The organism is Kibdelosporangium aridum, assembly GCF_900176515.1.
Classification (GTDB): Bacteria; Actinomycetota; Actinomycetes; order Mycobacteriales; family Pseudonocardiaceae; genus Kibdelosporangium; species Kibdelosporangium aridum.
The window spans coordinates 343,807-367,566 of sequence record NZ_FWXV01000007.1 but is presented as its reverse complement, the minus strand read 5'-3'; the positions used below and the strand labels follow the sequence as shown (position 1 = coordinate 367,566).

22 protein-coding genes are annotated in these 23,760 nt (G+C 66.4%); 16 read left to right on the top strand and 6 right to left on the bottom strand.

The window, feature by feature from the left end:
- The first annotated feature begins 46 nt into the window (after positions 1–46).
- Genes B9C43_RS35215 through B9C43_RS35200 form a run of 4 tightly spaced genes read left to right on the top strand, consistent with a single transcriptional unit; the run spans position 47 to position 5,247 of the window.
- Positions 47–1,609: an NAD(P)-binding domain-containing protein gene (locus B9C43_RS35215; RefSeq protein ID WP_084431039.1), complete on the top strand. Its 1,563-nt coding sequence runs from the start codon at positions 47–49 to the stop codon at positions 1,607–1,609.
- Positions 1,609–2,658 (top strand): alpha-hydroxy acid oxidase, encoded by a 1,050-nt coding sequence (locus B9C43_RS35210; RefSeq protein ID WP_143446814.1) that lies wholly within the window; start codon positions 1,609–1,611, stop codon positions 2,656–2,658. Before B9C43_RS35215 ends, B9C43_RS35210 begins: the two co-directional genes overlap by 1 nt.
- Entirely contained in the window at positions 2,652–3,974 is a 1,323-nt protein-coding gene (locus B9C43_RS35205; RefSeq protein WP_084431038.1) for a cytochrome P450, read from the top strand. The genes B9C43_RS35210 and B9C43_RS35205 overlap by 7 nt, the downstream gene beginning before the upstream one ends.
- Positions 3,975–3,984: 10 nt before the next feature.
- Positions 3,985–5,247: a cation:proton antiporter gene (locus B9C43_RS35200; protein ID WP_084431037.1), complete on the top strand. Its 1,263-nt coding sequence runs from the start codon at positions 3,985–3,987 to the stop codon at positions 5,245–5,247.
- Here B9C43_RS35200 and B9C43_RS35195 read toward each other — a convergent pair.
- Positions 5,208–5,651, bottom strand: coding sequence for a cupin domain-containing protein (locus tag B9C43_RS35195; protein WP_033379982.1), 444 nt, complete (start codon positions 5,649–5,651; stop codon positions 5,208–5,210). The genes B9C43_RS35200 and B9C43_RS35195 overlap by 40 nt on opposite strands.
- Before the next feature lie 86 nt (positions 5,652–5,737).
- On the opposite strand from B9C43_RS35195, the gene ruvC reads away from it, so the two are divergent.
- From ruvC to B9C43_RS35155, 8 genes are all read left to right on the top strand, one after another.
- Entirely contained in the window at positions 5,738–6,307 is a 570-nt protein-coding gene (ruvC, locus tag B9C43_RS35190; RefSeq protein WP_033379977.1) for a crossover junction endodeoxyribonuclease RuvC, read from the top strand.
- On the top strand, positions 6,304–6,900 hold the full coding sequence (gene ruvA / locus B9C43_RS35185; RefSeq protein WP_084431036.1) for a Holliday junction branch migration protein RuvA: 597 nt from the start codon (positions 6,304–6,306) through the stop codon (positions 6,898–6,900). The genes ruvC and ruvA overlap by 4 nt, the downstream gene beginning before the upstream one ends.
- A gap of 24 nt (positions 6,901–6,924) precedes the next feature.
- A complete protein-coding gene (gene ruvB, locus B9C43_RS35180) occupies positions 6,925–7,965 on the top strand; it encodes a Holliday junction branch migration DNA helicase RuvB (protein ID WP_084431035.1) in 1,041 nt (346 codons plus the stop codon).
- 114 nt (positions 7,966–8,079) lie between these two features.
- The gene (gene yajC / locus B9C43_RS35175) at positions 8,080–8,499 is read left to right on the top strand and encodes a preprotein translocase subunit YajC (RefSeq protein WP_033379981.1); all 420 of its coding nucleotides are present in this window, start codon (positions 8,080–8,082) and stop codon (positions 8,497–8,499) included.
- Positions 8,500–8,647: 148 nt separating this feature from the next.
- Positions 8,648–10,465, top strand: a complete 1,818-nt coding sequence (secD, locus tag B9C43_RS35170; protein WP_084431034.1) for a protein translocase subunit SecD — start codon at positions 8,648–8,650, stop codon at positions 10,463–10,465.
- Position 10,466: 1 nt separating this feature from the next.
- On the top strand, positions 10,467–11,702 hold the full coding sequence (secF, locus tag B9C43_RS35165; RefSeq protein WP_084431033.1) for a protein translocase subunit SecF: 1,236 nt from the start codon (positions 10,467–10,469) through the stop codon (positions 11,700–11,702).
- On the top strand, positions 11,702–12,217 hold the full coding sequence (locus B9C43_RS35160; protein WP_084431032.1) for an adenine phosphoribosyltransferase: 516 nt from the start codon (positions 11,702–11,704) through the stop codon (positions 12,215–12,217). Before secF ends, B9C43_RS35160 begins: the two co-directional genes overlap by 1 nt.
- 112 nt (positions 12,218–12,329) lie before the next feature.
- The gene (locus tag B9C43_RS35155) at positions 12,330–14,645 is read left to right on the top strand and encodes a RelA/SpoT family protein (RefSeq protein ID WP_084431031.1); all 2,316 of its coding nucleotides are present in this window, start codon (positions 12,330–12,332) and stop codon (positions 14,643–14,645) included.
- 91 nt (positions 14,646–14,736) lie between these two features.
- On the opposite strand, the gene B9C43_RS35150 is transcribed toward B9C43_RS35155, so the two are convergent.
- Together B9C43_RS35150 and B9C43_RS35145 are read right to left on the bottom strand one after the other, a co-directional pair.
- A complete protein-coding gene (locus B9C43_RS35150; protein WP_084431030.1) occupies positions 14,737–15,480 on the bottom strand; it encodes a DUF6597 domain-containing transcriptional factor in 744 nt (247 codons plus the stop codon).
- A gap of 111 nt (positions 15,481–15,591) precedes the next feature.
- A complete protein-coding gene (locus B9C43_RS35145) occupies positions 15,592–16,434 on the bottom strand; it encodes a peptidylprolyl isomerase (RefSeq protein ID WP_084431029.1) in 843 nt (280 codons plus the stop codon).
- Between the two features lie 118 nt (positions 16,435–16,552).
- Here B9C43_RS35145 and B9C43_RS35140 point away from each other — a divergent pair, with 118 nt between their 5' ends.
- Both B9C43_RS35140 and B9C43_RS35135 read left to right on the top strand, forming a co-directional pair.
- Complete coding sequence (locus B9C43_RS35140) at positions 16,553–17,254, top strand: MBL fold metallo-hydrolase (protein WP_033393096.1); 702 nt, start codon at positions 16,553–16,555, stop codon at positions 17,252–17,254.
- A 3-nt stretch (positions 17,255–17,257) separates the two neighbouring features.
- Positions 17,258–17,890: a hypothetical protein gene (locus B9C43_RS35135; protein WP_084431028.1), complete on the top strand. Its 633-nt coding sequence runs from the start codon at positions 17,258–17,260 to the stop codon at positions 17,888–17,890.
- Here B9C43_RS35135 and B9C43_RS35130 read toward each other — a convergent pair.
- The 3 genes from B9C43_RS35130 to pnuC are packed head-to-tail and all read right to left on the bottom strand — an operon-like array spanning position 17,847 to position 20,863.
- The gene (locus tag B9C43_RS35130) at positions 17,847–19,115 is read right to left on the bottom strand and encodes a YibE/F family protein (RefSeq protein ID WP_084431027.1); all 1,269 of its coding nucleotides are present in this window, start codon (positions 19,113–19,115) and stop codon (positions 17,847–17,849) included. The two genes, B9C43_RS35135 and B9C43_RS35130, sit on opposite strands and share 44 nt — an antisense overlap.
- Positions 19,116–19,139: 24 nt before the next feature.
- A complete protein-coding gene (locus B9C43_RS35125; protein ID WP_084431026.1) occupies positions 19,140–20,225 on the bottom strand; it encodes an AAA family ATPase in 1,086 nt (361 codons plus the stop codon).
- A complete protein-coding gene (gene pnuC / locus B9C43_RS35120; protein WP_084431025.1) occupies positions 20,222–20,863 on the bottom strand; it encodes a nicotinamide riboside transporter PnuC in 642 nt (213 codons plus the stop codon). The genes B9C43_RS35125 and pnuC overlap by 4 nt, the downstream gene beginning before the upstream one ends.
- 446 nt (positions 20,864–21,309) lie before the next feature.
- Here pnuC and B9C43_RS35115 point away from each other — a divergent pair, with 446 nt between their 5' ends.
- Both B9C43_RS35115 and B9C43_RS35110 read left to right on the top strand, forming a co-directional pair.
- On the top strand, positions 21,310–22,773 hold the full coding sequence (locus tag B9C43_RS35115) for an Rv2578c family radical SAM protein (protein WP_084431024.1): 1,464 nt from the start codon (positions 21,310–21,312) through the stop codon (positions 22,771–22,773).
- A gap of 19 nt (positions 22,774–22,792) precedes the next feature.
- On the top strand, positions 22,793–23,704 hold the full coding sequence (locus tag B9C43_RS35110) for an ABC transporter substrate-binding protein (RefSeq protein WP_084431023.1): 912 nt from the start codon (positions 22,793–22,795) through the stop codon (positions 23,702–23,704).
- Positions 23,705–23,760: the final 56 nt, after the last annotated feature.

Below are 23,760 nucleotides of genomic sequence, written 5' to 3'. Positions count from 1 at the left end.
TCATCCCTTGTCACACGTGCACAGGCGTGCCCAATGGAGGGGATTCATGCCTATTACCACGGATTATCTGGTGATCGGGGCCGGTCCGGCCGGGCTGCAGCTGGCCTACTTCCTCGACCGTGCCGGACGGGATTACTTAGTGGTCGAAGCCGGCTCGTCGGCGGGAGCGTTCTTCGAGACGTTCCCACGCCACCGTCAGCTGATCTCGATCAACAAGCCGCACACCGGGATCGGCGATCCCGAGTTCAACCTGCGGATGGACTGGAACTCGTTGCTGTCAGACGACGACGGCCTGCTTTTCACCAAATACAGCCCGCGCTATTTCCCCAACGCCGACGACATGGTCCGCTACCTCGGCGACTACGCGACCAAGCTCGACCTGAACGTCCGGTACAACTCACGGGCGGTCGAAGTCAGCAAGGACAAGAACTTCCGCGTCGTGGACCACAACGGTGAGGTCTACGAAGCGCCCACGTTGATCGTCGCGACTGGGCCGTCAAAGCCGTACCTGCCGGACATCCCGGGCATCGACCTGGCCGAGCCGTACACCACCGTCAGCGTCGACCCGCATGACTTCGTCGACCAACGCGTGCTGATCATCGGCAAGGGCAACTCGGCGTTCGAGACCGCCGACAACCTGGTCGAGACCGCCGCGGTCATCCATGTCGCCGGGCCGAACTCGGTCAAGTTCGCCTGGAAGACGCACTACGTCGGGCATTTGCGTGCGGTCAACAACAACTTCCTCGACACATACCAGCTCAAGTCGCAGAACGCGATCCTCGACGGCAACATCCTCGGTATCCGCCAAGAAGGCGACAAGTTCATCGCGTCGGTCACCTTCTCCAGGGCCAACGAGGTCGTCAAGGACATCCCGTACGACCGGGTGATCGCGTGCACCGGGTTCCGGTTCGACACGTCCATCTTCGCTGAGAACTGCACGCCGGAACTGGTGATCAAGGACCGTTTCCCCGCGCAGACCAGCGAATGGCAGTCCACGAACGTGCCTGGCCTGTACTTCGCGGGCACGGTGATGCAGGTCCGTGACTTCAAGAAGTCCACGAGCGGGTTCATCCACGGCTTCCGCTACACGGTCAAGGCGCTGCACCGGATCCTGGAGCGCAAGAACCACGGCCAGTCGTGGCCCCATGTTTCGTATCCGATCGACGCGACCGCGTTGACCGACGCGATCATCGGCCGGGTGAACCGCAGTTCGGCGCTGTGGCAGCAGTTCGGCATGCTCGGCGACCTGATCGCCGTGGACGGCACGGACGCCGAGTACTTCGAAGAAGTCCCGGTCGACTACGCCCACGACAGCGGGTTCGCCGAGAACTACTTCACCATCACCCTCGAATACGGTCCGGACCACGACAAGGTCGACCCCTTCGACATCACCGTGCAACGCGTCGCACAGGACAGCCCTGGGCAGGCGCATGACGCGGCATATCTGCATCCGGTCGTACGTCATTTCCAGCGTGGCGCCATGCTCGCGGAGCACCACGTGGCCGAGAACCTGGAAAACGACTGGACGAGTGAGGAGAACCACCGCAAGCCGTTGACCGACTTCCTCGCCGAACGGCTGTCGCAGACCGTCCTGTCCGTGGCGAAGTAATGCTGTTCTCGGTCAGGGAATTCGAGGCGCTGGCCCGGGACCGGCTGCCGCGGTACGCCTACGACTTCATCGCGGGCGGCGCGGACGACGAGGTGACGGTGCGGGCGAACGAGCGCGCGTTCGCCCGGCTTCGCCTGTTGCCTCGCGTGCTGCGCGGGCACGCGCAACGCGATCTGTGCACGACGTTGTTCGGCAACGAGGTGACGATGCCAGTCGTCCTCTCGCCAACCGCGTTTCACCGGCTGGCCGATCCGCAAGGAGAACAGGCGACCGCGCGAGCGGCCGCGAAAGCCGGCACGGTCATGATCGCGAGCATGGCGTCGACCGTGTCGATCGGCGACATCGCCAAGGCTGGCGGCGCCGACCTCGTTCTGTGGTTCCAGGCCTATATCCAATCTGATATCGGAATCACGCGGACGTTGATCCGGCGCGCGGAGGACGCCGGGTGCCGCGCGTTGGTCGTCACGGTCGACTCGCCGGTGTTCGGCTGGCGGGAACGCGATAACCGCAACGGCTTCCACGATCTGCCACCCGGCATGCACTGCGAGAACATGCGCGATCTCACCGCTGACGGCGGCGTGCGCGACATCGAGATGGTTCCCGGACTGTCGTGGGACCACATCGACCGCGTTGTGGCCATGACCGATCTGCCGATCGTCCTCAAAGGAGTCCTGCACCCCGCCGACGCGTTGACCGCGGTTGAGCACGGCGTCAGCGGACTGTTCGTGTCCAACCATGGCGGTCGTCAACTGGACACCGTCGTCGCCGCGATCGACGCGGTGGCGGACGTCGCGGCGGCCGTTGACGTGCCGGTGCTCGTCGACGGCGGAGTTCGTCGCGGAACGGATGTCGTCAAAGCGCTCGCACTTGGCGCGCGTGCTGTCGGGATCGGCAGACCCGTTTTGTGGGGCCTGGCGGCGCGTGGCGAAGAAGGCGTCACCGAAGTACTGGAGCTGCTTCGCGCGGAAACCGACCGTGCGTTCGCGTTCTGCGGTTGCGCATCGGTGGACCACGTCGCGCGCGATCTCGTCAGGGAGGTCCGATGTTGATCATCGTCCTCGCCGCCCTGGTCGGGTTTCTGGTCAGCCTGCCGTTCTGGTTACCCGCACTGGTCGTCCGATTACGGCTGCGGATCTTCGCGCACATCAACGGCAAAGAAGGCATCCAGGTCGAGGTCACCCAATTCCGCGCGCTGTACGAGCACCCCGCAGCCAACGGACGCAGCCGCGGCGCCGTGTTGTCCGACTTGTTCTGGTACTGGCTGGCCCCCGGACCACAGGTGCACCAGGAACATCTCGAACCCGGCGAGCGGTACACCGAAGTCGCCCGGACAACCCGGCGCATCCTGGCCGCCACGCACACCAAGGCGGCGACCGTCGCCGAAGCGTGCGCTGACCGCGTCCTCGGGCAACTTTTGACGAAGCCAACCAACGAGGTCCGGCTTCGTGACCTGATGATGCCGATCTGGGCGGAGTTCTACTACGAGATGGTCTTTGACGAACCCTGTCCGAAGACCGCCCGCGACCTGATCGTCGGCAACGCCAACGACGTGGTCACGTCGCTCAAGTGCTGCGGTCTGCGGCACATGGCCCGCCGTGAACGGCTCACGCGTTACTTGGTCACGCGCATCGAGGCAGGCGAAGTACCGCATCGGTTGCCTGATGTCCTCACCGTTCAGGAACAGGCCTGGTACCTGCAGGGCACATTCTTCAACACGGCGGTGGTGCAGTCCAGCGAAGCGATGGCGCATCTGCTCATGGCGATCGCGCAACACCCTGACGTGCAGCGCGGACTGCTGGACGGCACGATCAACCTCGACCACGTCATGGACGAGGCCTTACGCCTGTACCCGTTGTTCGGCGTCGCGCACCGCATCACCACCGGCGAGATCGGCACGATCCCGACCGGCTCGGTGCTTCTGTTCAACTATCCCGATTTCCACCAAGCGGGCTTCGAGCATCCGGAACGGTTCGACCCGGAACGGTGGAAGACGCTCTCCGCCAAAGACGTCAATCACATCCCGTACGGCGTGACGGCCAACCGCGCGTGCCCGGCGCGCGGCCTAATGCCCGTCACGATGCGCGCCGTCGCGCAAACGACGCTCGCGCGTTTCGAACTGCGCACGTCTGCGGCGCACACGCGATCGATCCCCAACCGCGGTCCCTGCCTCCTGACCGACCGGTCGGAAGGCACCCGACCGGTCGGTAGGCGGCTGGCGGTCATGCGCTTGCGTGACCGCTGCGAAGACGTGACACGGAGCATCACCCAGCTCGTACTGGGCAGCTACATGGTCTGGGACGCCCGACGGCAGCGGCTGTGCGGGCGCTACTTCGAACAACTGAATGGCCGGCTGGCCGTGGATTGAGGGGCACCACATGGACATCGCCACCACTACCGCGCGGTTCTTCCTGGCCGCGGTCGTCATCCTGCTGACGTGCCGAGTGGTGGTGATGGCCGCTCGGCGAATCGGCCAGCCGCCAGTCGTTGGCGAGATGATCGCAGGCGTTCTGCTCGGACCGTCCCTGCTCGGGCTGTTACTTCCGGGCGTACAGGACTGGCTGTTCCCCGACGCGGTCCGCCCGATGCTGTACGTGGTCAGCCACATCGGCCTGGTCGCGTTCATGTTCGAAGTCGGCCACCAGTTCGCCAAGCACAAAGTCCGCGGCCTGGGCCGCCCGGCCGGCGCGGTCTCCCTCGCCGGGGTCACCGCGCCATTGCTGCTCGGCGTCGCACTGATCCTCGTGACCCAAGGACACGTTGACGCCCTTAAAGAAGGCGTCCCGATTGGGGTGTCGGCGTTGTTCGTCGGGGTCACCCTGGCGATCACGGCGTTCCCCATGCTGGCGCGGATCATCAGCGAACGGAACCTGACCCACACACGTCAGGGCTCGCTGTCATTGGCCGCGGGTGCGCTCGACGACGGCGTCGCGTGGATCCTGCTGGCGTTGACGATCGGCCTCGCAACCGGTGACCCCAACCGCATCCTCGTCACCGCAGGCGGATCATTGCTGTTCATCCTGGTGCTCTGGTTCGTCGGCAAGCCTGTCCTCGCGTGGATCATGTCGCGGCCGGGCATGGCCATGGAACACCTTGTCCTGGCGACGGCGGTAGTGCTGTTCGCGGCCGCGTGGTGGACCGACCTGATCGGGCTCTATTCGGTGTTCGGCGGCTTTTGCCTCGGCTTCATCTTCCCGCGCGGCGAACGGGCCGACCGAGTCGTCAGCTCGATCAGTTCGGTCACCAAAGTCGTGTTCCTGCCGCTGTTCTTCGCCTACTCCGGCTTGAACACGTCGTTCGGCCTGCTGTTCACCGTGCCGCTGATGCTGCTCGCGTCGGGCAGCATCGCGGTCGCGGTGATCGGCAAGTTCGGTGCGTGCTGGGCAGCGGCGCGGCTGACAGGCGAGACCAACCACACCGCGATGCGGGTCGGCGTGCTGATGAACGCCCGCGGCTTGATGCAATTGATCGCGTTGAACGTCGGCCTACAAGTCGGCATCGTGACACAGGCGCTGTTCAGCGTCCTGGTGCTGGTCGCCATCGTGACGACGATGATGACCGCACCTTGGCTGAGCTTGCTGGACAAACGTGCCGAACGCCGTCAGGCCAAGCGCGATATGTCCGAGGCGGCAGCGGGATAGCTGGCGACGAGCGGGCCTGCTTCGGCGAAGGTCACGCCGTCTTCGTTGTACGGCGGTGCCATGACCGTGCCGAGCAGGCTCCATTCGCCGAGTGTTTCCGTGGCCTGCCACGTTCCCGCCGGAACGATCACCTGAGGCCGCTGACCAGCCGCCAGGTCCATGCCAAGAACCGGACGTTCGACCGTGCCGTCGGGGTGCAGCAACAACATCCGGGCAGGCGCGCCCGCGTGATACGCGAAGATCTCGACGTGCTCGAGCTTGTGCAGCCGGGAGAACTGCGGCGCGACAAGCATGTAGTAGATCGCTGACGCGTGCGCGTGGCCGTTCAGGTTCTCCTTGTACAGCCCGCCTTCCACCGGCAACGGCTGCAGGTCCAACGCCTTGATGATCTCTTCCGGTGTCACGCTCCCAACCAACCACAAGCGTGTCTGCGCGTGTGCGGACAGCCCACCCGTTACGCTCTCGAACAAGCGTTCTTAGGGGTGATGGTGTGCGTGTGCTCGGTGTCGACCCGGGCTTGACCAGGTGCGGTATCGCTGTGGTCGACGGCGGGACCGGCCGCAAAGTCAGTTGTGTCGCGGTGGACACGGTCCGCACGCCGGTCGAGGCTGAACTGGCCGACCGCTTGCTCGCGGTGTCGAACGCCGTCGAGAACTGGCTGGATCTGCACAAGCCGGACGTGGTCGCGGTCGAGCGCGTGTTCAGCCAGTACAACGTGCAGACGGCGATGGGCACGGCGCAGGCTGGCGGCGTGGTCGCGGTCGCCGCGGCCAGGCGCGGCCTGAAAGTCGAGTTCCATACCCCCAGCGAGGTCAAAGCGGCCGTCACCGGTTCGGGCCGCGCCGACAAGGCGCAGGTGACCGCGATGGTGATGCGGCTGCTCAAGCTGCAGGAAAAGCCTGGCACAGCGGACGCCGCCGACGCGCTCGCATTGGCCATCTGTCACATTTGGCGCGCGCCGATGCGTGCTCGGCTCGCCGAAGCCGAGCAGCGCGCGGCCGAGTTGGCCCGGGTGCACAAGGCCCGGCTCACGCAAGCACGAAAAGGAGCGAAGCGGTGATCTCGTCGGTACGTGGCCCGGTGCTGTCGGTCGGGCTCGACCACGCCGTGATCGAGGTCGGCGGGGTCGGCTTCGCGATACAGGCGGCGCCATCGTGCCTGGCGACCTTGCGCCGGGGCGAAGAAGCCCAGCTCTACACCGCGCTGATCGTGCGTGAGGACTCGTTGACCCTGTTCGGTTTCGCCGACACGGACGCGCGCGACCTGTTCTACATGCTGCTGACCGTGTCCGGCATCGGGCCACGGCTCGGCCTGGCGATGCTCGCGGTGCTGGAACCCGACAAGCTCAGGGCGGCCCTGTCCGAGGGCAACGTCGCGATGCTCACGCAGGTCCCCGGCATCGGCAAGAAAGGCGCCGAGAGGCTGATCATCGAACTGCGGGACAAGGTCGGCGCCCTCGCGTCCGGCGGCGAGTCGCCGGTCGCGCCGACCGCGAGCGTCGTGCGCAGCTCGGTCGTCGAAGCGCTCGTCGGCCTCGGGTTCGCACAGAGAGCCGCCGAACAGGCCGTCGACGGCGTGCTCGCGGAGAATTCCGCGGGCGATACGTCGGTGGTGCTGCGCAAGTCCCTGGCCATCCTCGGTCGCAAGCGATAGGGGAGCGCCGTGCACGATGGTCCCGTGACCGACGAGGACGCCCTGTCTCCGCTCGCCGAACCCGAGGATCGCGACGTCGAAGCGACGCTGCGGCCGAAGCGGCTCAGCGAGTTCGTCGGCCAGGCACGGGTCCGTGAGCAGCTGGAACTGGTGCTCGAAGGCGCCATGCGGCGCGGCGCGCCACCCGACCACGTACTGCTTTCCGGCCCGCCCGGCCTCGGCAAAACCAGTCTCTCGATGATCATCGCCGCCGAGTTGGGCAGCGCCATCCGGATCACGTCCGGTCCCGCGCTCGAGCGTGCGGGCGACCTCGCGGCGATGCTGTCCAACCTGGTCGAGGGCGACGTGCTGTTCATCGACGAGATCCACCGGATCGCCCGGCCCGCCGAGGAGATGCTCTACCTGGCGATGGAGGACTTCCGGGTGGACGTCGTGGTCGGCAAAGGCCCCGGCGCCACCAGCATCCCCCTCGACATCGCGCCGTTCACGCTGGTCGGCGCCACCACGAGGTCCGGCGTGCTGACCGGGCCGTTGCGCGACCGGTTCGGCTTCACCGCGCACATGGAGTTCTACGAGCCGCACGAACTCGAGCAGGTGCTCGCTCGTTCAGCCACGATTCTGGGCGTTGACCTGCGGCCAGACGGCGCCGTGGAGATCGCCCGGCGCTCGCGTGGCACACCCCGTATCGCCAACCGGCTGCTGCGCCGCGTGCGTGACTATGCGGAGGTCCGAGCTAACGGTGCGGTCACAGTTGACGTCGCCAGGGCCGCGCTCGAGGTCTACGACGTCGACGAACTGGGCCTGGACCGCCTGGACAGGGCCGTGCTGAACGCGCTGGTCAAGTCATTCGGCGGCGGACCGGTCGGTATTTCGACTTTGGCTGTCGCCGTGGGGGAAGAGTCAACTACCGTGGAGGAAGTGTGCGAGCCGTACCTGGTACGCGCTGGCATGCTGGCAAGAACCCCTCGTGGCCGAGTAGCGACAGCGACCGCGTGGGCGCATCTCGGGTTGCAAGCCCCGAGCGACGCACCAGGTCAAGCGGCGCCTACGCTGTTCGACGAGTGACCGCGCGCACAGGCTGAATGCCTGGGCGTAACGCGCTGGTGGCACACTCGGCGGCAGGCAACCAGAACAATCGGGCATTTCCACTCCAACGGGATGTCCGCCGAACGGAGAGAAATGAACCTCGGGCAACTGCTTCCGTTTCTGCTGATCGCGGTGCTCATCGTGCCCATGGTGCTGATGAGCCGCAAGCAGAAGCGGGCGATGCAGCAGCAGCAGGAACTGCAGAACTCGATCGAGGTCGGCGACAAGGTGATGACCACGTCCGGCCTTTACGGCTACGTGGCGAACGCCTCCGATGACGCCACCGTTGACATCGAGATCGCCGACGGCATCGTGACCACCTGGCTGCGCGCGGCCGTCCGCGAGAAGGTCAGTGACGATGTCGTCGAGGAGACCGTCGAGGGCGACGACGAGGCCGTCGCCGAGGCCGAGGACACCAAGGCCAACGACAAGGACGAGAAGACCGTCGCCTCCGAGACGCCGAAGTCCACGGCCGAGGTCGCCCCGCCGCTCGAGCAGACCAAAAAGAGCTGACCGCATTTCACTGAGCGCTGGGGAAACACCAACCTCATCGCCTTCGCGGTACGCTGCGCCCTCACCCATTCGAGATCGGGTGCGGGCGCAGCGTCATGACCAACCCAACCCGGTTCCCAACTAGTGACACATAGAGAGACGGACAGACGTGGCACCATCGGCTGGGCACTTCCGCCCCGTTCGTTATCTCGCCTTCTTCGTAGCGATCATCGCGGTCCTCTACGGCCTGGTGTTCGGCACTGGTGACCACAAGGCGGTCCCCAAGCTGGGCATCGACCTCAAGGGTGGCACCCGTGTGGTGCTGACCGCGCGAACGCTGGACGGCAACGCGCCGAGCCCTGAGTCACTCAACCAGGCACGGCAGATCATCGAGACGCGCGTCAACGGCCAGGGCATCAGCGGTGCCGAGGTCGTCCTCGACGGCAACAACATCGTGATCACGGTGCCCGGTGACGGCGGCGAGAAGGCCAAAGAACTTGGCCAGACCGCGACCCTCGGCTTCCGCAAGGTCCTGCAGGCGATCCCGAACACGCCTCAGCAGCCTCCGGCCTCGCAGACGCCGCCGACGAGCGGGACCCAGCCACCGCCGTCCGGCAGCCAGTCCGCCACGCCTCCTCCGTCCGGCAGCCAGACCGCGTCCCCGCCGCCGAGCGGGAACCAGCCGCAGGGCCGTCCGGCGCCGCAGCTGCAGCAGCAGCCGCCCACGTCGGGTAGTACCACGCCCAGCACCCCGGCCGCGCCGCCGCCCACGACCCAGCCCGCCCCGGACCCCAGCAACACGGGTGCCGTCAGCCCTGAGGTCGCCGCACAGATCAAGGCCGCGCGTGAAGTCCGGCAGAACCCGGCGCTGGCCAGCGTCGAAGACGGCGGCAACGCCCCGCAGGCCGACCAGACCGCGCAGCAGACCGCGTTGCTGTCGTTGAGCTGCGAGGCCGACGACCCGCTGGTCGGCAACGACGACCCCAACCTGCCGCTGGTCGCGTGCAACCAGGAAGGCGACGAGAAGTACGTCCTGAGCAAGGTGTTCCTGCGCGGAACGGACATCAGTGACGCCAACGCCGCCCCGAACTCGCAGGGCGCGGGCTTCGTGGTCAATCTGTCCTTCAACAGCGCCGGCTCGGACATCTGGGCCAAGTTCACCGCCGCCAACGTCGGCCAGCGCGCCGCGTTCGTGCTGGACACCAAGGTCGTCTCGGCCCCGGAGATCCGCGGCCCGATCCCCGGTGGCAACACCGAGATCAGCGGTAGCTTCAACCAGCGCACCGCGACCGCACTGGCCGACGTGCTGAAGTACGGTTCGCTGCCGCTGTCGTTCCAGTCGTCGGACGCCGAGACCGTTTCGGCGACCCTCGGACTGGCCTCGTTGCAGGCAGGCATCATCGCCGGCGCGATCGGCCTGCTGCTGGTGTTCATCTACTGCTTGTTCTACTACCGCCTGCTCGGCGTGCTGACGATCCTGTCGCTGGCCCTGTCGTTCGCGATCGTCTACGCGATCATCGTGCTGTTCGGCCGGTTCATCGGCTACAGCCTCGACCTCGCGGGCGTCGCCGGTCTGATCGTCGCGATCGGCTTCACCGCCGACTCGTTCGTCGTGTTCTTCGAACGACTAAAGGACGAGATGCGAGAAGGCCGGACATTCCGCTCGGCCGTACCGCGCGCATGGGCCCGTGCCCGCCGCACGATCCTGTCCGCCGACGCGGTGCTCTTCCTGTCCGCCGCCGTGCTGTACCTGCTCGCGGTCGGCCAGGTGAAGGGCTTCGCGTTCACCCTGGGCATGTCCACGGTCCTCGACCTGATCGTGGTCTTCCTGGTGACGCACCCGCTGGTGGCGATGGTGTCGCGGTCGAAGAAGCTGTCCAACCCCAAGCTCGTCGGGCTCGGTGCCGCGCACCGCGAGAGCCACGCGGCCGAGCAAGCCCAACCGGCCAGCAGCGGCCGTACCGGTCCCACAGTGAAGGAGGCCTGAGGTGGCCGGCGAGGAAACGCCCAAGGCGCCGCAGACGCCCAAGCCCGTCAAGCGCGGCTCGTTCTTCCAGCGCCTCTACGTCGGCAACGGCGCGCTGGACGTCATCGGCAACCGGAGGAAGTTCTACGTCTTCTTCTCGGTGCTCGTGCTGGTGTGCATCGCGTCGATCGTGTTCCGTGGCTTCAACTTCGGTATCGACTTCTCCGGTGGTACCAAGGTCCAGCTGGACGCCGACGGCGCACGGGGCACCATCACCACCGAACAGGTCACGCAGGTCTACACCGACACGCTGGGCGAGGCGCCGGAGTCGGTGCAGAGCGTCGGTGTGGGTGACAGCGCGTCCATCCAGATCCGGACCGAGACCCTCAACCCCAACGAGATCGCACGGTTGAAGTCAGCGCTGACGTCGCAGCTGCAGCCGGAAGGCGCCATCAGCGACAGCGCGGTCAGCGGCACGTGGGGTGGTGAGGTCACCAGCCAGGCACTGTGGGCGCTGCTCGTGTTCTTGGTGCTGGTGACGATCTTCCTGGCGCTGTACTTCGAGCTACGGATGGCCGTCGCCGCCCTGATCACGCTGTTCCACGACGTGATCGTGACGGCGGGTATCTACTCGCTTGTCGGCTTCGAGGTCACCCCGGCGACCGCGATCGGTCTGCTGACCATCCTCGGCTTCTCGCTGTACGACACGGTGGTCGTGTTCGACAAGGTCAAGGAGAACACCCGCGGCCTGCTCGGACTGACCCGCCGGACCTACGGCGAGGCGGCCAACCTCGCGGTCAACCAGACCCTGATGCGGTCGATCAACACCGCGTTGATCGCGTTGCTGCCGGTCGTCGGCCTGTTCGTGGTCGGCGCGATCCTGCTGGGTGTCGGCACCCTGCAGGACCTGGCGCTGGTGCAGATCGCAGGCATGCTCGCCGGCGTCGTCTCGTCGATCGGCCTGGCCACGCCGCTGCTGGTGGACTTCACCATGCGCAACCCGAAGTTCCAGGCGCAGGCCAAGCGTGTGTACGCGCGCCGGGCCAACATCGCGGCTCGCGCCGCGGGCGCCGCGGGCGCTGCGGACGGCGGCAAGGGAGAAGCGTTCGACGACGAGTCGCTCGCTTCGGAACTGCGCCGTGAGCGCGCACTGAGCGCGGCCGGTGGCGTGCCTGCCCGTAACCCCAGCGCCGCCGAGCAGCGGCGCAGGCAGGGGCAGCCGCACGGCAAGCGGCCCAGCGGGAAGCGCAAGCACTGATGGAGTTGAACGAGGCACTCGCCCTGATCCGGCGAGTGCCCGACTTCCCTGAGCCGGGCGTGATGTTCCAGGACATCACGCCCGTTCTGGGCGACCCGGCCGCTTTCAGGACAGTCATCGACGCGATGGCGGAGACCCTCGACGGTGCCGACGTGATCGTCGCGATCGACGCGCGGGGCTTCTTCTTCGGCGCGGCCGTCGCGTACTCACTTGGACTCGGTGTGGTGCCTGTCCGCAAAGTGGGCAAGCTGCCCGTGGTCGACGGCAAGGCGTCGTACTCGCTCGAATACGGCACCGCCGAACTGGAGATCCCCGCCGGGGTGATCCAGCCCGGCCAGCGGGTGGCGGTCATCGACGACGTGCTGGCCACCGGCGGTACCGCGGCCGCCGCATGTGAGCTGGTGGAGCTTGCCAAGGGCGAAGTGGCAGGGATCACAGTGTTGCTGGAGATCGGCGCACTGGGCGGTCGTAGCCGACTCGTCGGACGGAAACTGCACACGCTGCTCACCGTGTGAGGAGCACCGCCCACCGCGAATGGGCATGGTCACCAGGGCTAACGCGTTATTCTCAATACACGGGTCGCAGTCGTGGCCCGTGAGGCTCTGGTGACAGTGCGGGAGCGTGTGAGTGAGTCATGACGTGGAGTCCGCGGCGAGCCTGAAGCCGGCCCCGGAACAGCCGGCCGTCCCTAGGCCGCCTTCAGCGACGCGTCGTGTCCGCACACGGCTCGCCCGCCGAATCACCGCGCAGCGTGCCGCCCCGGTCAAGCAGGTGCTCGAGCCTCTGGCCGCGGTGCACCGTGAACTGCACCCCAAAGCCGACCTCGGGCTGCTCCAGCAGGCGTACGACGTCGCCGAGGAGAAGCACCGGCACCAGCGCCGCAAGTCCGGCGACCCGTACATCACGCACCCGCTCGCGGTCGCGACGATCCTCGCCGAGCTGGGCATGGACACCACGACCCTGGTCGCGGCCCTGCTGCACGACACGGTCGAGGACACCGACTACTCGCTCGAGTTGCTTCGAGCCGATTTCGGCGACGAGGTGGCGCACCTGGTCGACGGCGTGACCAAGCTGGACAAGGTCAAGCTGGGCACGGCGGCCGAGGCCGAGACCATCCGCAAGATGATCATCGCGATGGCCAAGGACCCGCGGGTTCTGGTGATCAAACTGGCCGACCGGCTGCACAACATGCGCACCATGCGGTTCCTGCCGCCGGAGAAGCAGGCGCGCAAGGCCAAGGAGACCCTCGAGGTGCTGGCCCCGCTGGCGCACCGGCTGGGCATGGCCACGGTCAAGTGGGAGCTGGAGGACCTCGCGTTCGCGATCCTGCAGCCCAAGAAGTTCAACGAGATCGTCCGGCTGGTCGCCAACCGCGCCCCGTCCCGCGAGAACTACCTCAACGCGGTGATCGAGGAGCTGGACAAGCACCTGACCGACGCCAAGATCAAGTGCACGGTCGAGGGCAGGCAGAAGCGCTACTACTCGATCCACCAGAAGATGATCGTGCGCGGCCGCGACTTCGACGACATCCACGACCTGGTCGGCGTCCGGCTGCTGGTCGAGGACGTTCGCGACTGCTACGCCGCGATGGGCGTCGTGCACGCCATGTGGCAGCCGATGCCCGGCCGGTTCAAGGACTACATCGCCCAGCCGCGGTTCGGCGTGTACCAGTCGCTGCACACCACCGTCATCGGGCCGGACGGCAAGCCGCTCGAGGTGCAGATCCGTACGCACGACATGCACCACACGGCCGAATACGGCATCGCCGCGCACTGGCGCTACAAGGAGACCCGCGGCACCCACGACAGCAAGGGTGTCGAGGTCGACGAGATGGCGTGGATGCGGCAGCTGCTCGACTGGCAGCGTGAAGCCGCGGACCCGGGGGAGTTCCTCGAGTCGCTGCGCTACCAGTTCTCCACCCGCGAGATCTTCGTGTTCACGCCGAAGGGCGACGTCATCACGCTGCCCGCCGGGTCGACCCCGGTCGACTTCGCGTACGCCGTGCACACCGAGGTCGGTCACCGGTGCATCGGTGCGCGGGTGAACGGCCGCCTTGTCGCTCTGGAACGCAAGCTGGAGAACGGTGAGGTCGTCGAGATCTTCACCTCGAAGGCCGAGGGCGCCGGTCCGTCACGGGACTGGCTGCAGTTCGCCGCGTCGCCACGGGCGCGGGCCAAGATCAAGCAGTGGTTCGCCAAGGAACGCCGCGAAGAGGCGATCGAGGCGGGCAAGGACGCGATCGCCAAGGAAGTCCGCCGGGTCGGCCTGCCGATGCAGCGCCTCGTGTCGGTTGACGCGATGACGGCGTTGTCCCGTGAACTGCGTTATCCGGACATCAGTTCGCTGTACGCGGCCGTTGGCGAGGGGCACACGTCAGGGCGCCACGTCGTTCAGCGGCTTGTCGCGCTGCTCGGCGGCGTCGAGCACGCCGAGGAGGAACTCGCCGAACGGGCGACTCCGTCGACCGTCACGCGCCGCCGGGCGTCCGGTGACGCGGGGGTTGTCGTCAAGGGCGCTTCGGACGTGTGGGTCAAGCTCGCGCGTTGCTGCACGCCGGTACCGGGCGACGACATCCTCGGGTTCGTCACTCGTGGTGGTGGCGTCAGTGTGCACCGGACGGACTGCACGAACGCTGACGAACTGCTCGCCGAGCCTGAGCGGTTGGTCGATGTCGAGTGGGCGCCTTCGGCGTCGTCGGTGTTCCTCGTTGCGATCCAGGTCGAGGCGCTGGACCGGCACCGGCTGCTGTCCGACGTGACCAAGGTGCTCGCCGACGAACGGGTCAACATCCTGTCGGCGTCAGTGACGACGTCACGGGACCGGGTGGCCGTTTCGCGGTTCTCGTTCGAGATGGGCGACCCGAAGCACCTCGGCCATGTGCTGAAGGCCGTTCGGAGCGTCGAGGGCGTCTACGACGTCTACCGGGTGACGTCGGCGTCTTAAACCTGCACAGTTTCGTCGTACACGGCGGCGCCGCGGAGTGCCGAGTCCTGAAGTGCTGCGGCGTGAAGTGCCGCCGTGAAGCGCCGCGCCGTCAAACTGTCGCGTCGTGAAGTGCCAAGTCACGGAGCGCCGCGTCATGCACGGCTGCGTCATCTATCGAAGCCTCTTGCAGGTCGGCGTCTTGGACCAACTTGGTCAATGTCGCTCCCGCCAGGGCTTTCACTTCGCGTGACAGGTGCGCCTGATCCGCATATCCGATTTCATATGCGATATCGGAAAACGGTTTGCCGGCGTAGACGAGTTCCATCGCGCTGGAGAACCGCATGATGCGCTGCAGCGTCTTCGGGCCGTAGCCGAACTTCGCCAGGCACTTGCGATGCAGATGCCGTTCGGTGATACCCAGCTCGTCCGCCGCTCCGCGAACCTCGTTGCTGGCGACGAGCCGCCTGACCGCGTTGGCGAACCCGTCAGACTCGGCCGAGTACACCTCGTTCAGCAGTTTCCGGCCTGGCAGGCCCTCGTGCAGGCCGTCGACGAGCCGGTGCACGCGATCCTTTGGCCACAGCTCCTCCAACGGCACCCGCGTGTTGGCAATCGCGTGCGCCGGGACGTCGAAGAACCCGGGTGCCGCACCCGGCTGGAAACGAACGCCGACTGTGATGCCGTTGGCCTCGGTGAGGAACGCCTGAGTGTCGGGTCCGGCCAGGTGCAGCCGCTCACCGTTCCAGATGAGGTCCATGCAGCCGTCCGGGACGACGCGCTGCATTCCGACCTTCGAACTCGTCCACACGCAGCGGACGGCCCCGGTCTGCGGCGGCTCGTACTCCCGGTACATCACTGCTCCGTCCCCACTGGTACCAACAACGGTAATCCAGCTGACGGTCCGCCGTCGGCCCTGAACACGACAACGGCGCCGCTCGCAAGCGGCGCCGTCGTGACCAAGCGATTAGGAAACGGTGGCCGTTTCGACGGTCACCGCGTTCTTCGGTGCGCCGTCCGTCGGACCGTTGTCACCTGGGGTGATGCCACCCGCCGCGATCTTGTCGATGGTGGCCAGGCCGGCCGGGTCGATCGTGCCGAAGACCGGATAGTCCGGCGGCAGCGTGCTGTCCGCGTACACCAGGAAGAACTGGCTTTCGGTGACGTTCGAGCCCGAGCGGGCCGCCATCGCCAGCGTTCCCTTGGGGTAGATGACGCTGCCATTGCCGCTCGGCGCCGGTGCCAGGTTGGTCGGGTTCTCCTTCTTGGTGGAGAAACCGGGCCCACCGCTGCCGGAACCCGTCGGGTCACCGCACTGCAGCACCTTCAGGCTGTCCGACGCGGTCAACCGGTGGCACGGCGTTCCGTCATAGAACTTGGACTTCGCCAGGTGCTCGATCGCCTGCGCCGTGCACGGCGCCTTCGCGCGGTCGATGGTCAGCGGGATTTCGCCCTGGTTGGTCTTCAGGGTGATCTTCGCCGTCCCCGCGTTCGGCGTCGGGTCCACGTCCGCCGGCACGTCGACCGGCTTGGACGCCGGCTGGTCCGGGGTCTTCTCGTACTTGCACGGACCACTCGTGGTCTCGGCAGGCGAAGGAGTCGGCTCGGTCGTGGCGTCGGTTGCCGTGTTGGTGCTTTCGCCGCTGTTCAACACGACCAGGAGGTAGATCAGTCCGACCACCACCACGACACCACCGACGGTTAGTGCGGTGGCGATGATCCGCCGCTTCTTCGCGCGCTCGGCCCTACGGGCAAGCTGGCGTTCCAGCTTCCGCTTGGCCGCCTCCCGGCGTTGCTGATTCGTCGGCACCTGCACCCTCCCTGAGCCCTCACGTTGCTAGCCGGCGCAGTCTATTTGCACCCCCAGTAAGAACTGTGTAGAGGGCATGCCCAGTAGTGTGGCCGTATTCACCCGAGAGGACGTGCGAGTGCTTGTCGTCGGCTTCCCCACAGGGGCTCTGCAGGCCAATTGCTACCTGATCGCGCCGGGCGAAGGCGAGGCCTGCGTGATCGTCGACCCAGGCCAGGACGCCGCCGAGCCGGTCGCGGAGGCGATCAAGGAGCACGGCCTGACCCCGGTCGCCGCCATCCTCACGCACGGGCACTTCGATCACTGTTTCGCCGTCGCCCCGATCTGCGACGGCAACGACATCCCCGCGTGGATCCACCCTGACGACCGTGACCTGCTGTCAGACCCGTTGAAGGGCGTCAGCGCGGAATCCGCCGCGTTCTTCGGCGGCAAGCTCGCGATGCGCGAGCCACAGGAGGTACGCGAGCTGACCGATCAGTCCGTGCTGGATCTCGCCGGGCTGAGCATGACCGTCGACCACACGCCCGGACACACCCAGGGATCGGTGACGTTCCGGTGCGGTACGCAGGAAGGCGGCCGGTTGCTGTTCGCCGGTGACACGTTGTTCGCCGGGTCGATCGGCCGGACCGACCTGCCGGGCGGTGACGTCCACAAGATGGCGCAGTCGTTGCGCACGAAGATCCTTACCCTGCCTGATGACACCGTTGTGCTGCCTGGGCACGGCCCGACAACGACGATCGGCCGCGAGCGCGTGAGCAACCCGTTCCTCGCCGGTCTGGAAGAAGGCTCGACGGTGCCCGGTCCGTTGCGAGGGCTGTAGGACATGACGAACGACCACTTGCCGCTGGACCTGCTGGACCGGGCCGGCGTGCGAAAGCGTTTCCGGATGGCGGTCATCGCGATCCTGATCCTGGCGGCCGCCATCGGCGGGGTGCTCGGCCTGATTTTCGGCCAGGTGACCGGGCTTGTCGCGGCTGGCGTCATTGGCCTGCCGCTGTTGCTGTTCAGCTGGTCGCAGGCGCGCCGGACGCTATGGCTGGACGGCACCAAGGTCGTTCTGCGGACGTTCGGGCGCCGCGCGGTCGATTTGTCCAAGGCTGAGCGGCTCGAAATGGTCGTGATGGACGTTCGCAGCGTGCGCACCGTCAGCATGCTGGTGGCCGAGACGCCCCGCAGCCGCGGGATCAACATGGCGGTCGCGTCGTATTCCGGCACGGGCGGCGCCGAACTGGGCATCATGGCGCTGCGCAAGCTCGCCGACGCGTTGGCGGCCAGCGAGAACACCGGTTCGCTGGTGATCTCCGAATTGCTCGTGGCCCAGCTCAGGGCCGAGGCACGGGGCGAAGGCCTCGACGGCCGCCCGTTGTATCAGCTGGCCAAGGCCGCGCCCGCCGGCAAGCTCGCGGTCCGCCTCAAGCCCGAGGCCGTGACGAAGTTCGTGGCTTCTCTGGAATAGCGGGCTCGCGGCTGGCCACGAGTGCAGCCACCAACGTGGTCACCGGGACGCACGCAACCAACCCGATGCTGCCGACCAGAGTGCGCACGATCTCCTGCGCGATCGACTGCGAACCCAGGATCGTGCCGAGACCGGCGCCGGACAGGTACGAGAACAGCAGCACGGGAAGCGCTGCGCCCGCGTAGGCCATCGCGAGCGTGTTCACGGCGGACGACACGTGGTCGCGGCCAATGCGCAAACCGGCGGCGTACAGCTCACGCCAGGTGAGCAGCGGGTTCGCACGACGCAGCTCCCAGACGGCGCTTGCCTGCGTGACGGTCACGTCGTCAAGCACGCCCAGCGCGCCGATCACTAGCCCGGCCAACAACAACCCGCGCGTATCAAGACCTTGCCCGAGCGTACCGAGCAACAAGGCGGTGTCTTCGTCGAGCCCGGTGAGGTTGGTGACGGCCGAGAACAACGCACCCAGGACGCCGATCAGAACCAGGCTGATCATTGTGCCGAGGACTGCCGTTGACGTGCGCGCCGACAACCCGTGTGTCAGATACAGCGCGACGAACATGATCAGCCCGGCACCGGCGACGGCGACAAGCAGCGGGTTCTCGCCGGACAGAATGGCGGGCAGCACGAAAAGCAGCAGTACGGCGAAGCTGATGCCGAGCGCGATCAGCGCCGCGAAGCCCTGGTAACGGCCGAGCACCAGGATGGCCACAGCGAACAACGCGGCGAGCACCGCGAGCGGCAGCCCGCGTTGGAAATCGACGACGCGATACGACTCGCCCACGGTCGGGTCACCGCCTGCGTACGCCATGACGACTTTGTCACCAACGGCGAACCGCGGTGTGCTTGGTTCGTTCGGCGACCGGCTGGTGATTTCGCGGCCAGGCGCAGGACCGTCGCTCATCCTGACCGTGATCACCAGGCATGCGGGATCCGGCGTACCAACCTGCACGCCGCCGTCACACGCCCCAAATGCCGCCGCGACGACCTCGCCGCGGACCGGTTGCTGTTGGCCGTTGACGGGAGACGGTGTGTCGCCGGTGGGGTAGAGCAGCACGACGCCGACGACGGAAGCGATTGCGAACGGCAGTAGCAGCCACGTCAGCAGCCGACGGACGTTCCGCGTCGTGGGTTCTGCCGGTCTGTGCCCGTGCCCGTGTCCATGACCAGTAGGTATCTCTGGTTCGTCGGTGACGCGAGGGATGGGGACGGTGTCGTCGTGCACCGGGACATCCTGCCCTCTCGTGCTTCACCCCAATGGATCGGCGTAGCGAAAATGTCTTACAAGCATGTCCTCACAGGCGTCGATCGCTTGTTCCAGGCGCTGCGATCGGCTTCCCGTCACGCGTACCCACGGTACGCGGCGCTCCGTCAGGCGGCTAACGAACAGGCCGGTCATCCATTCGCGCAAATGCTCACCGTTGCGCCAACCGTCCTGTTCGAACGGTACGTCCGCATGGTCGGTCAGGAGGTACAGCGCAGGTCGTCGATCGCCCACGGCATCGGCGACCTGAGGGTAGGAACAACCGAGATAGCGTTCGCACCACACAGTGGCCGCCCACGGATCGTTGTCACACACCAGAACGGGTCCGATGTGGGCGGCTTCGTCTTCGGCGCGTGCCTGGCGAACGGCGACGTCGATGAAGTCGCCAACCGTCCATACCAGACCGTCCACATCGACCGATGGGGTGAACGCCTTGGCGGCAGCCAATTTCTCCTCGGTGTGCACACGGCCGTACTCCGGCACCCAAGGCGCTTTGTAGTGATCAGCCAAAGCCCGCGACAACGTCGTGGTGCCGGTCGATTCGGCGCCGACCACGACGATTCGTGCGGCGAGTCCGGCTCGGGTCGCCGGAGCCAGATCCTGCCAACGGCCGCGCGGGTCGGCGCGCACCGCGGTGCCCGAGACGGGATGCGTCACCCGATCGGGATCCACGGGAACATGCTGAGCGCCAAGGCGTTTCGCCAACTCCGCGCCGTAGTCCTCGGACGTGAAGACCGCGTCGACGGTCGCTGACGCAGGATCGCCGTCCATGATCGCCCGGCGGGACAGCACCGAACGCGTGATCGCGACGTGCGCCTCCCAGATGGCGTCGTCGTCGAAGTCGGTCGGGTGCTCGTCGATGTCGCCCAGCACGGCAACACCGGAATCGCCGCTGTGTTCGGCGGTCAACCAGGACACCCTGGACGCCACGGGAATCGACTCGACGCTGGACGCCAGAACGGCGACCGTCGTTCGTTCACTCGCCGCCGCGGCCGTGCGGATGAGCAAGTGGTGGCCGAGGTGCGGCGGATAGAACTTGCCGAGCACCAATGCGTGCTGGAACTGCTTCACGCCGGCACCAACTCTCGCGTGCGCACGTCCGCGCGCCAGTTGCGCAGGCCGACCACGCACAGAGCCAGGAAGCCGACGTAGAGGATCGCGGTCAGCCACAGTTGCTTGTAGGCGTACAGCGGGATGTAAATCAGGTCCGCGGTGATCCACAGCCACCAGGACTCGACCTTCTTACGCGCCTGGCCCCACGTGGCGAGCAAGGACAACACCGTCGTCGCGGCGTCCGGCAACGGCACGGTCGAATCCGTTTTCGTATCTAATATCCACGTCAGCGCGACTGTTCCCGCGAGACCAACGCCGAGCAACGTCCACCATTGACCGGCTGTCGTCCGACCGACCGGTAGGTAGGTGTGCGCTTGGCCGCCGCGTAGCCACGACCACCAGCCGTACACGGCAAGCGCCATGTAGACGACCTGCAACCAGCCGTCCGCGTACAGCCCACTGGTCATGAACAGCGCGAGGAACGCGATGTTGTTGAGGATGCCGATCGGCCAGTTCCAGACGTTCTGCCTGGCGACCAGCCACACGCATAACGCGCCCGTGACGAACCCGGCGATCTCGCCCCAGCTCGTGCTGGTGCCGCCGATTGTGACCGCGGGTGTGCGGAACGGCACCAGCAGCGTGTCCAGCAACGACATGCCTGTGATCATGACAGCTGCGCACGAACGTGGAAGACCGGCGCTGGCGCGGATGGCCGATGTCGCTCGGTATCCGCTTATCCATGTTCTTTGAGGCGTTGCTGGCGTCCGTCTCTGGGCAGCTGCGCAACATGGCGAGCATTCGGGCGCAATCTGATGCAGCGCACCAGGTGCTGGTACTTCCGAGATTCCGCGATGCCGTGCAACACGCGTTGGCCCAGTAGCGCGTGCCCTGCGACCAACTGCCAGAACCGCATCGGCATAGTGCTGGCCGCTGTCCAATGTGGCTACGGTGCGAAGTCCGGCCGCGACGGCGAACTGACAGGGTGGATGGTCGGCGGCGCCTGGGGGGTTGTGCGCCGCCGACAGATGGCACTGTTCCGTACCGGCGTACAAAACTTGCACAAAGTTTGACAGCGCCTCGAACATATGTTCGGATCAAGGTCATGCGCTGGGACGCTCAACGGGCCGATCGCGGGCAACTGGCCCTGCCAGGGCTGGTGCGCACGGTTCGCACCCCGGAGTTCGCCGACATCACGTTCCACGAGGTACACGCCAAGTCGGTGCTCAACCGAGTGCCCGCGAGTTCGTCGATGCCGTTCCAGTGGACGATCAACCCGTACCGCGGCTGCTCGCACGCGTGCACCTATTGCCTCGCGGGTGACACCGAGATCCTCATGCGTGACGGCACAATCCGGCCGCTGGCTGAGGTCAACGTCGGCGACGAGATCTACGGCACCGGCCGGTTGGGCAACCACCGCCATCGCGTGCCGACGCGCGTCCTCGCGCATTGGTCGACCGTCAAACCCGCATTCCGTGTCACGCTCGAAGACGGCACGACGCTCGTCGCGAGCGGCGAACACCGGTTGCTGACCGAGCAGGGTTGGCAGCAGGTGGCTGAGGGGATGACGGGACAACCGTTCCTCGTCAACGGGATCAGGCTCGTCACTGACGTCGACGGGGTTGTCGAGCCGCGGCTGGCGGTCACGAACATCGAACCGATCGGCGGACCGGTCGTCATGTACGACATCACCACGGGCACAGGCGACTTCATCGCCAACGGCGTGGTCAGCCATAACTGTTTCGCCCGCAATACGCATACGTACCTGGAGTTCGACGCCGGGCGCGACTTCGACACTCAGATCGTGGTGAAGGTGAACGCGCCCGAGGTCGTTGCCAAACAGGTCCGTTCGCCGAAATGGCGACGTGAACACGTCGCGATGGGCACGAACACCGACCCGTATCAACGGGCCGAGGGGCGCTACAAGCTGATGCCGCGGATCATCGAGGCGCTCGCCGATTCGGGGACGCCGTTCTCGATCCTGACCAAAGGCACCGTGATGGTGCGGGACATCCCGTTGCTGGCAAAGGTGAGCAAGCAGGTCCCGGTCGGGATCGGGGTGTCGCTCGCACTCGTCGACCGGGAGTTGCAGCAGCGGCTTGAACCGGGCACGCCGAGCCCGCAGGCCAGGCTGGACATGATCAAGCGCGTGACCGACGCGGGGCTTCCGTGCGGTGTGATGGTGGCGCCGGTGATCCCGCGGATGACGGACTCACGCGAGCAGCTTGACGCGGCGCTTGCCCAGATCGCCGAGGCTGGCGCGACCGGCGCGACGATGATCCCGTTGCACCTGAGGCCGGGTACGCGCGAATGGTTCGCAGCGTGGTTGGAGCGCGAGCGCCCTGACCTGCTTGACGACTATCGAGACATCTACGCGCGGGGCAGTTACGCCAACCGCGCCTACCGTGACTGGCTCGGCGAACGCGTCAAACCGCTCGTGCGCAAGTACGGCCTGCAAGGCAGCAGTTTTCCGCGTGGGAGCCTGCCGCAGGCCACGCCAAAATCGCCGCCCGTGGCGTCTGAGCAGCTGGAACTCATGCTTCAACAAAATGTGGACAGTTTCAACTGAGAGTTGTAACTTGCTCCGCATGCTTCGACGGATCAGCGTGCTGGCGGCGGCATTGGCGCTGCTCACAGCTTGTGGCGGCAAGGACGAGCCGGCCGGCGCGCCGGCTGCGAGCGGGCAGGACTCACCGGTTTCGGCGGTGGCCAAGGACGACAAACTCGCGGCGGAGCTGCCGCCGGAGATCGCCTCGGCCGGCAAGATCCGGATCGGCTCGAACATCCAGAACCCGCCGAACAACTTCTACGCGGCCGACGGCAAGACGCCGATCGGCTCCGAGGTCGACCTTGCCAAGGCGATCGGCCGCAAGCTCGGCGTGGAGATGGTCTACGAGGACATGGCGTTCGGTTCGCTGATCACCAGCCTGCAGGCCGGGCGGATCGACCTGACCATGGCCGCGATGAACGACACCAAGGAGCGGCAGAAGTCCATCGACTTCGTCGACTACTTCACCTCTGGCATCACGATCATGATCCAGAAGGGCAATCCGGCTGGCATCAAGTCACCGGATGACCTGTGCGGCAAGGCGGTCGCGGTGAACTCCGGCAGCAGCCAGGAGACGTACGCCAAGGAACGCAGCACGATCTGCACCCAGCAAGGCAAGGGCGAGGTCACCGTCGCGGCGACCGACAGCGACACGCAGAACCAGAACCAGTTGCGCACCGGGCGGGTGCAGGCGATCCTGAACGACCTGCCGACTGCCGTGTACGTCGCGCAGACAGCGGGCGACGGCAAGTACTTCGAGGTGGTCAACCTGCCGCCGATCAACGGTGGCCCGTACGGCATCGGCGTGAACAAGGCGAACCCGAAACTGGCCAAGGCCGTGCAGTTGGCGCTGCAGTCGCTTGTGGACGACGGCACGTACACCAAGATCCTGCAGTCGTGGAACGTCACCCAGGGTGCGATCCAGAAGGTCGCCATCAATGGCGGCCCCTGACCACAGGCGCAGGAACCACCGCATGTGCAATTCCCCCAAGGGGATCCCTTGTTTTT

Excerpts from the sequence above, each read along its gene's own strand:
- B9C43_RS35115 (WP_084431024.1), top strand. The coding sequence starts at position 21,310 with ATGCGCTGGGACGCTCAACGGGCCGATCGCGGGCAACTGGCCCTGCCA.
- B9C43_RS35215 (WP_084431039.1), top strand. The coding sequence starts at position 47 with ATGCCTATTACCACGGATTATCTGGTGATCGGGGCCGGTCCGGCCGGG.
- B9C43_RS35200 (WP_084431037.1), top strand. The coding sequence starts at position 3,985 with ATGGACATCGCCACCACTACCGCGCGGTTCTTCCTGGCCGCGGTCGTC.
- B9C43_RS35210 (WP_143446814.1), top strand. The coding sequence starts at position 1,609 with ATGCTGTTCTCGGTCAGGGAATTCGAGGCGCTGGCCCGGGACCGGCTG.
- B9C43_RS35160 (WP_084431032.1), top strand. The coding sequence starts at position 11,702 with ATGGAGTTGAACGAGGCACTCGCCCTGATCCGGCGAGTGCCCGACTTC.
- B9C43_RS35135 (WP_084431028.1), top strand. The coding sequence starts at position 17,258 with ATGACGAACGACCACTTGCCGCTGGACCTGCTGGACCGGGCCGGCGTG.
- B9C43_RS35110 (WP_084431023.1), top strand. The coding sequence starts at position 22,793 with ATGCTTCGACGGATCAGCGTGCTGGCGGCGGCATTGGCGCTGCTCACA.
- yajC (WP_033379981.1), top strand. The coding sequence starts at position 8,080 with ATGAACCTCGGGCAACTGCTTCCGTTTCTGCTGATCGCGGTGCTCATC.
- B9C43_RS35205 (WP_084431038.1), top strand. The coding sequence starts at position 2,652 with ATGTTGATCATCGTCCTCGCCGCCCTGGTCGGGTTTCTGGTCAGCCTG.
- B9C43_RS35150 (WP_084431030.1), bottom strand. The coding sequence starts at position 15,480 with ATGTACCGGGAGTACGAGCCGCCGCAGACCGGGGCCGTCCGCTGCGTG.
- pnuC (WP_084431025.1), bottom strand. The coding sequence starts at position 20,863 with ATGTCGTTGCTGGACACGCTGCTGGTGCCGTTCCGCACACCCGCGGTC.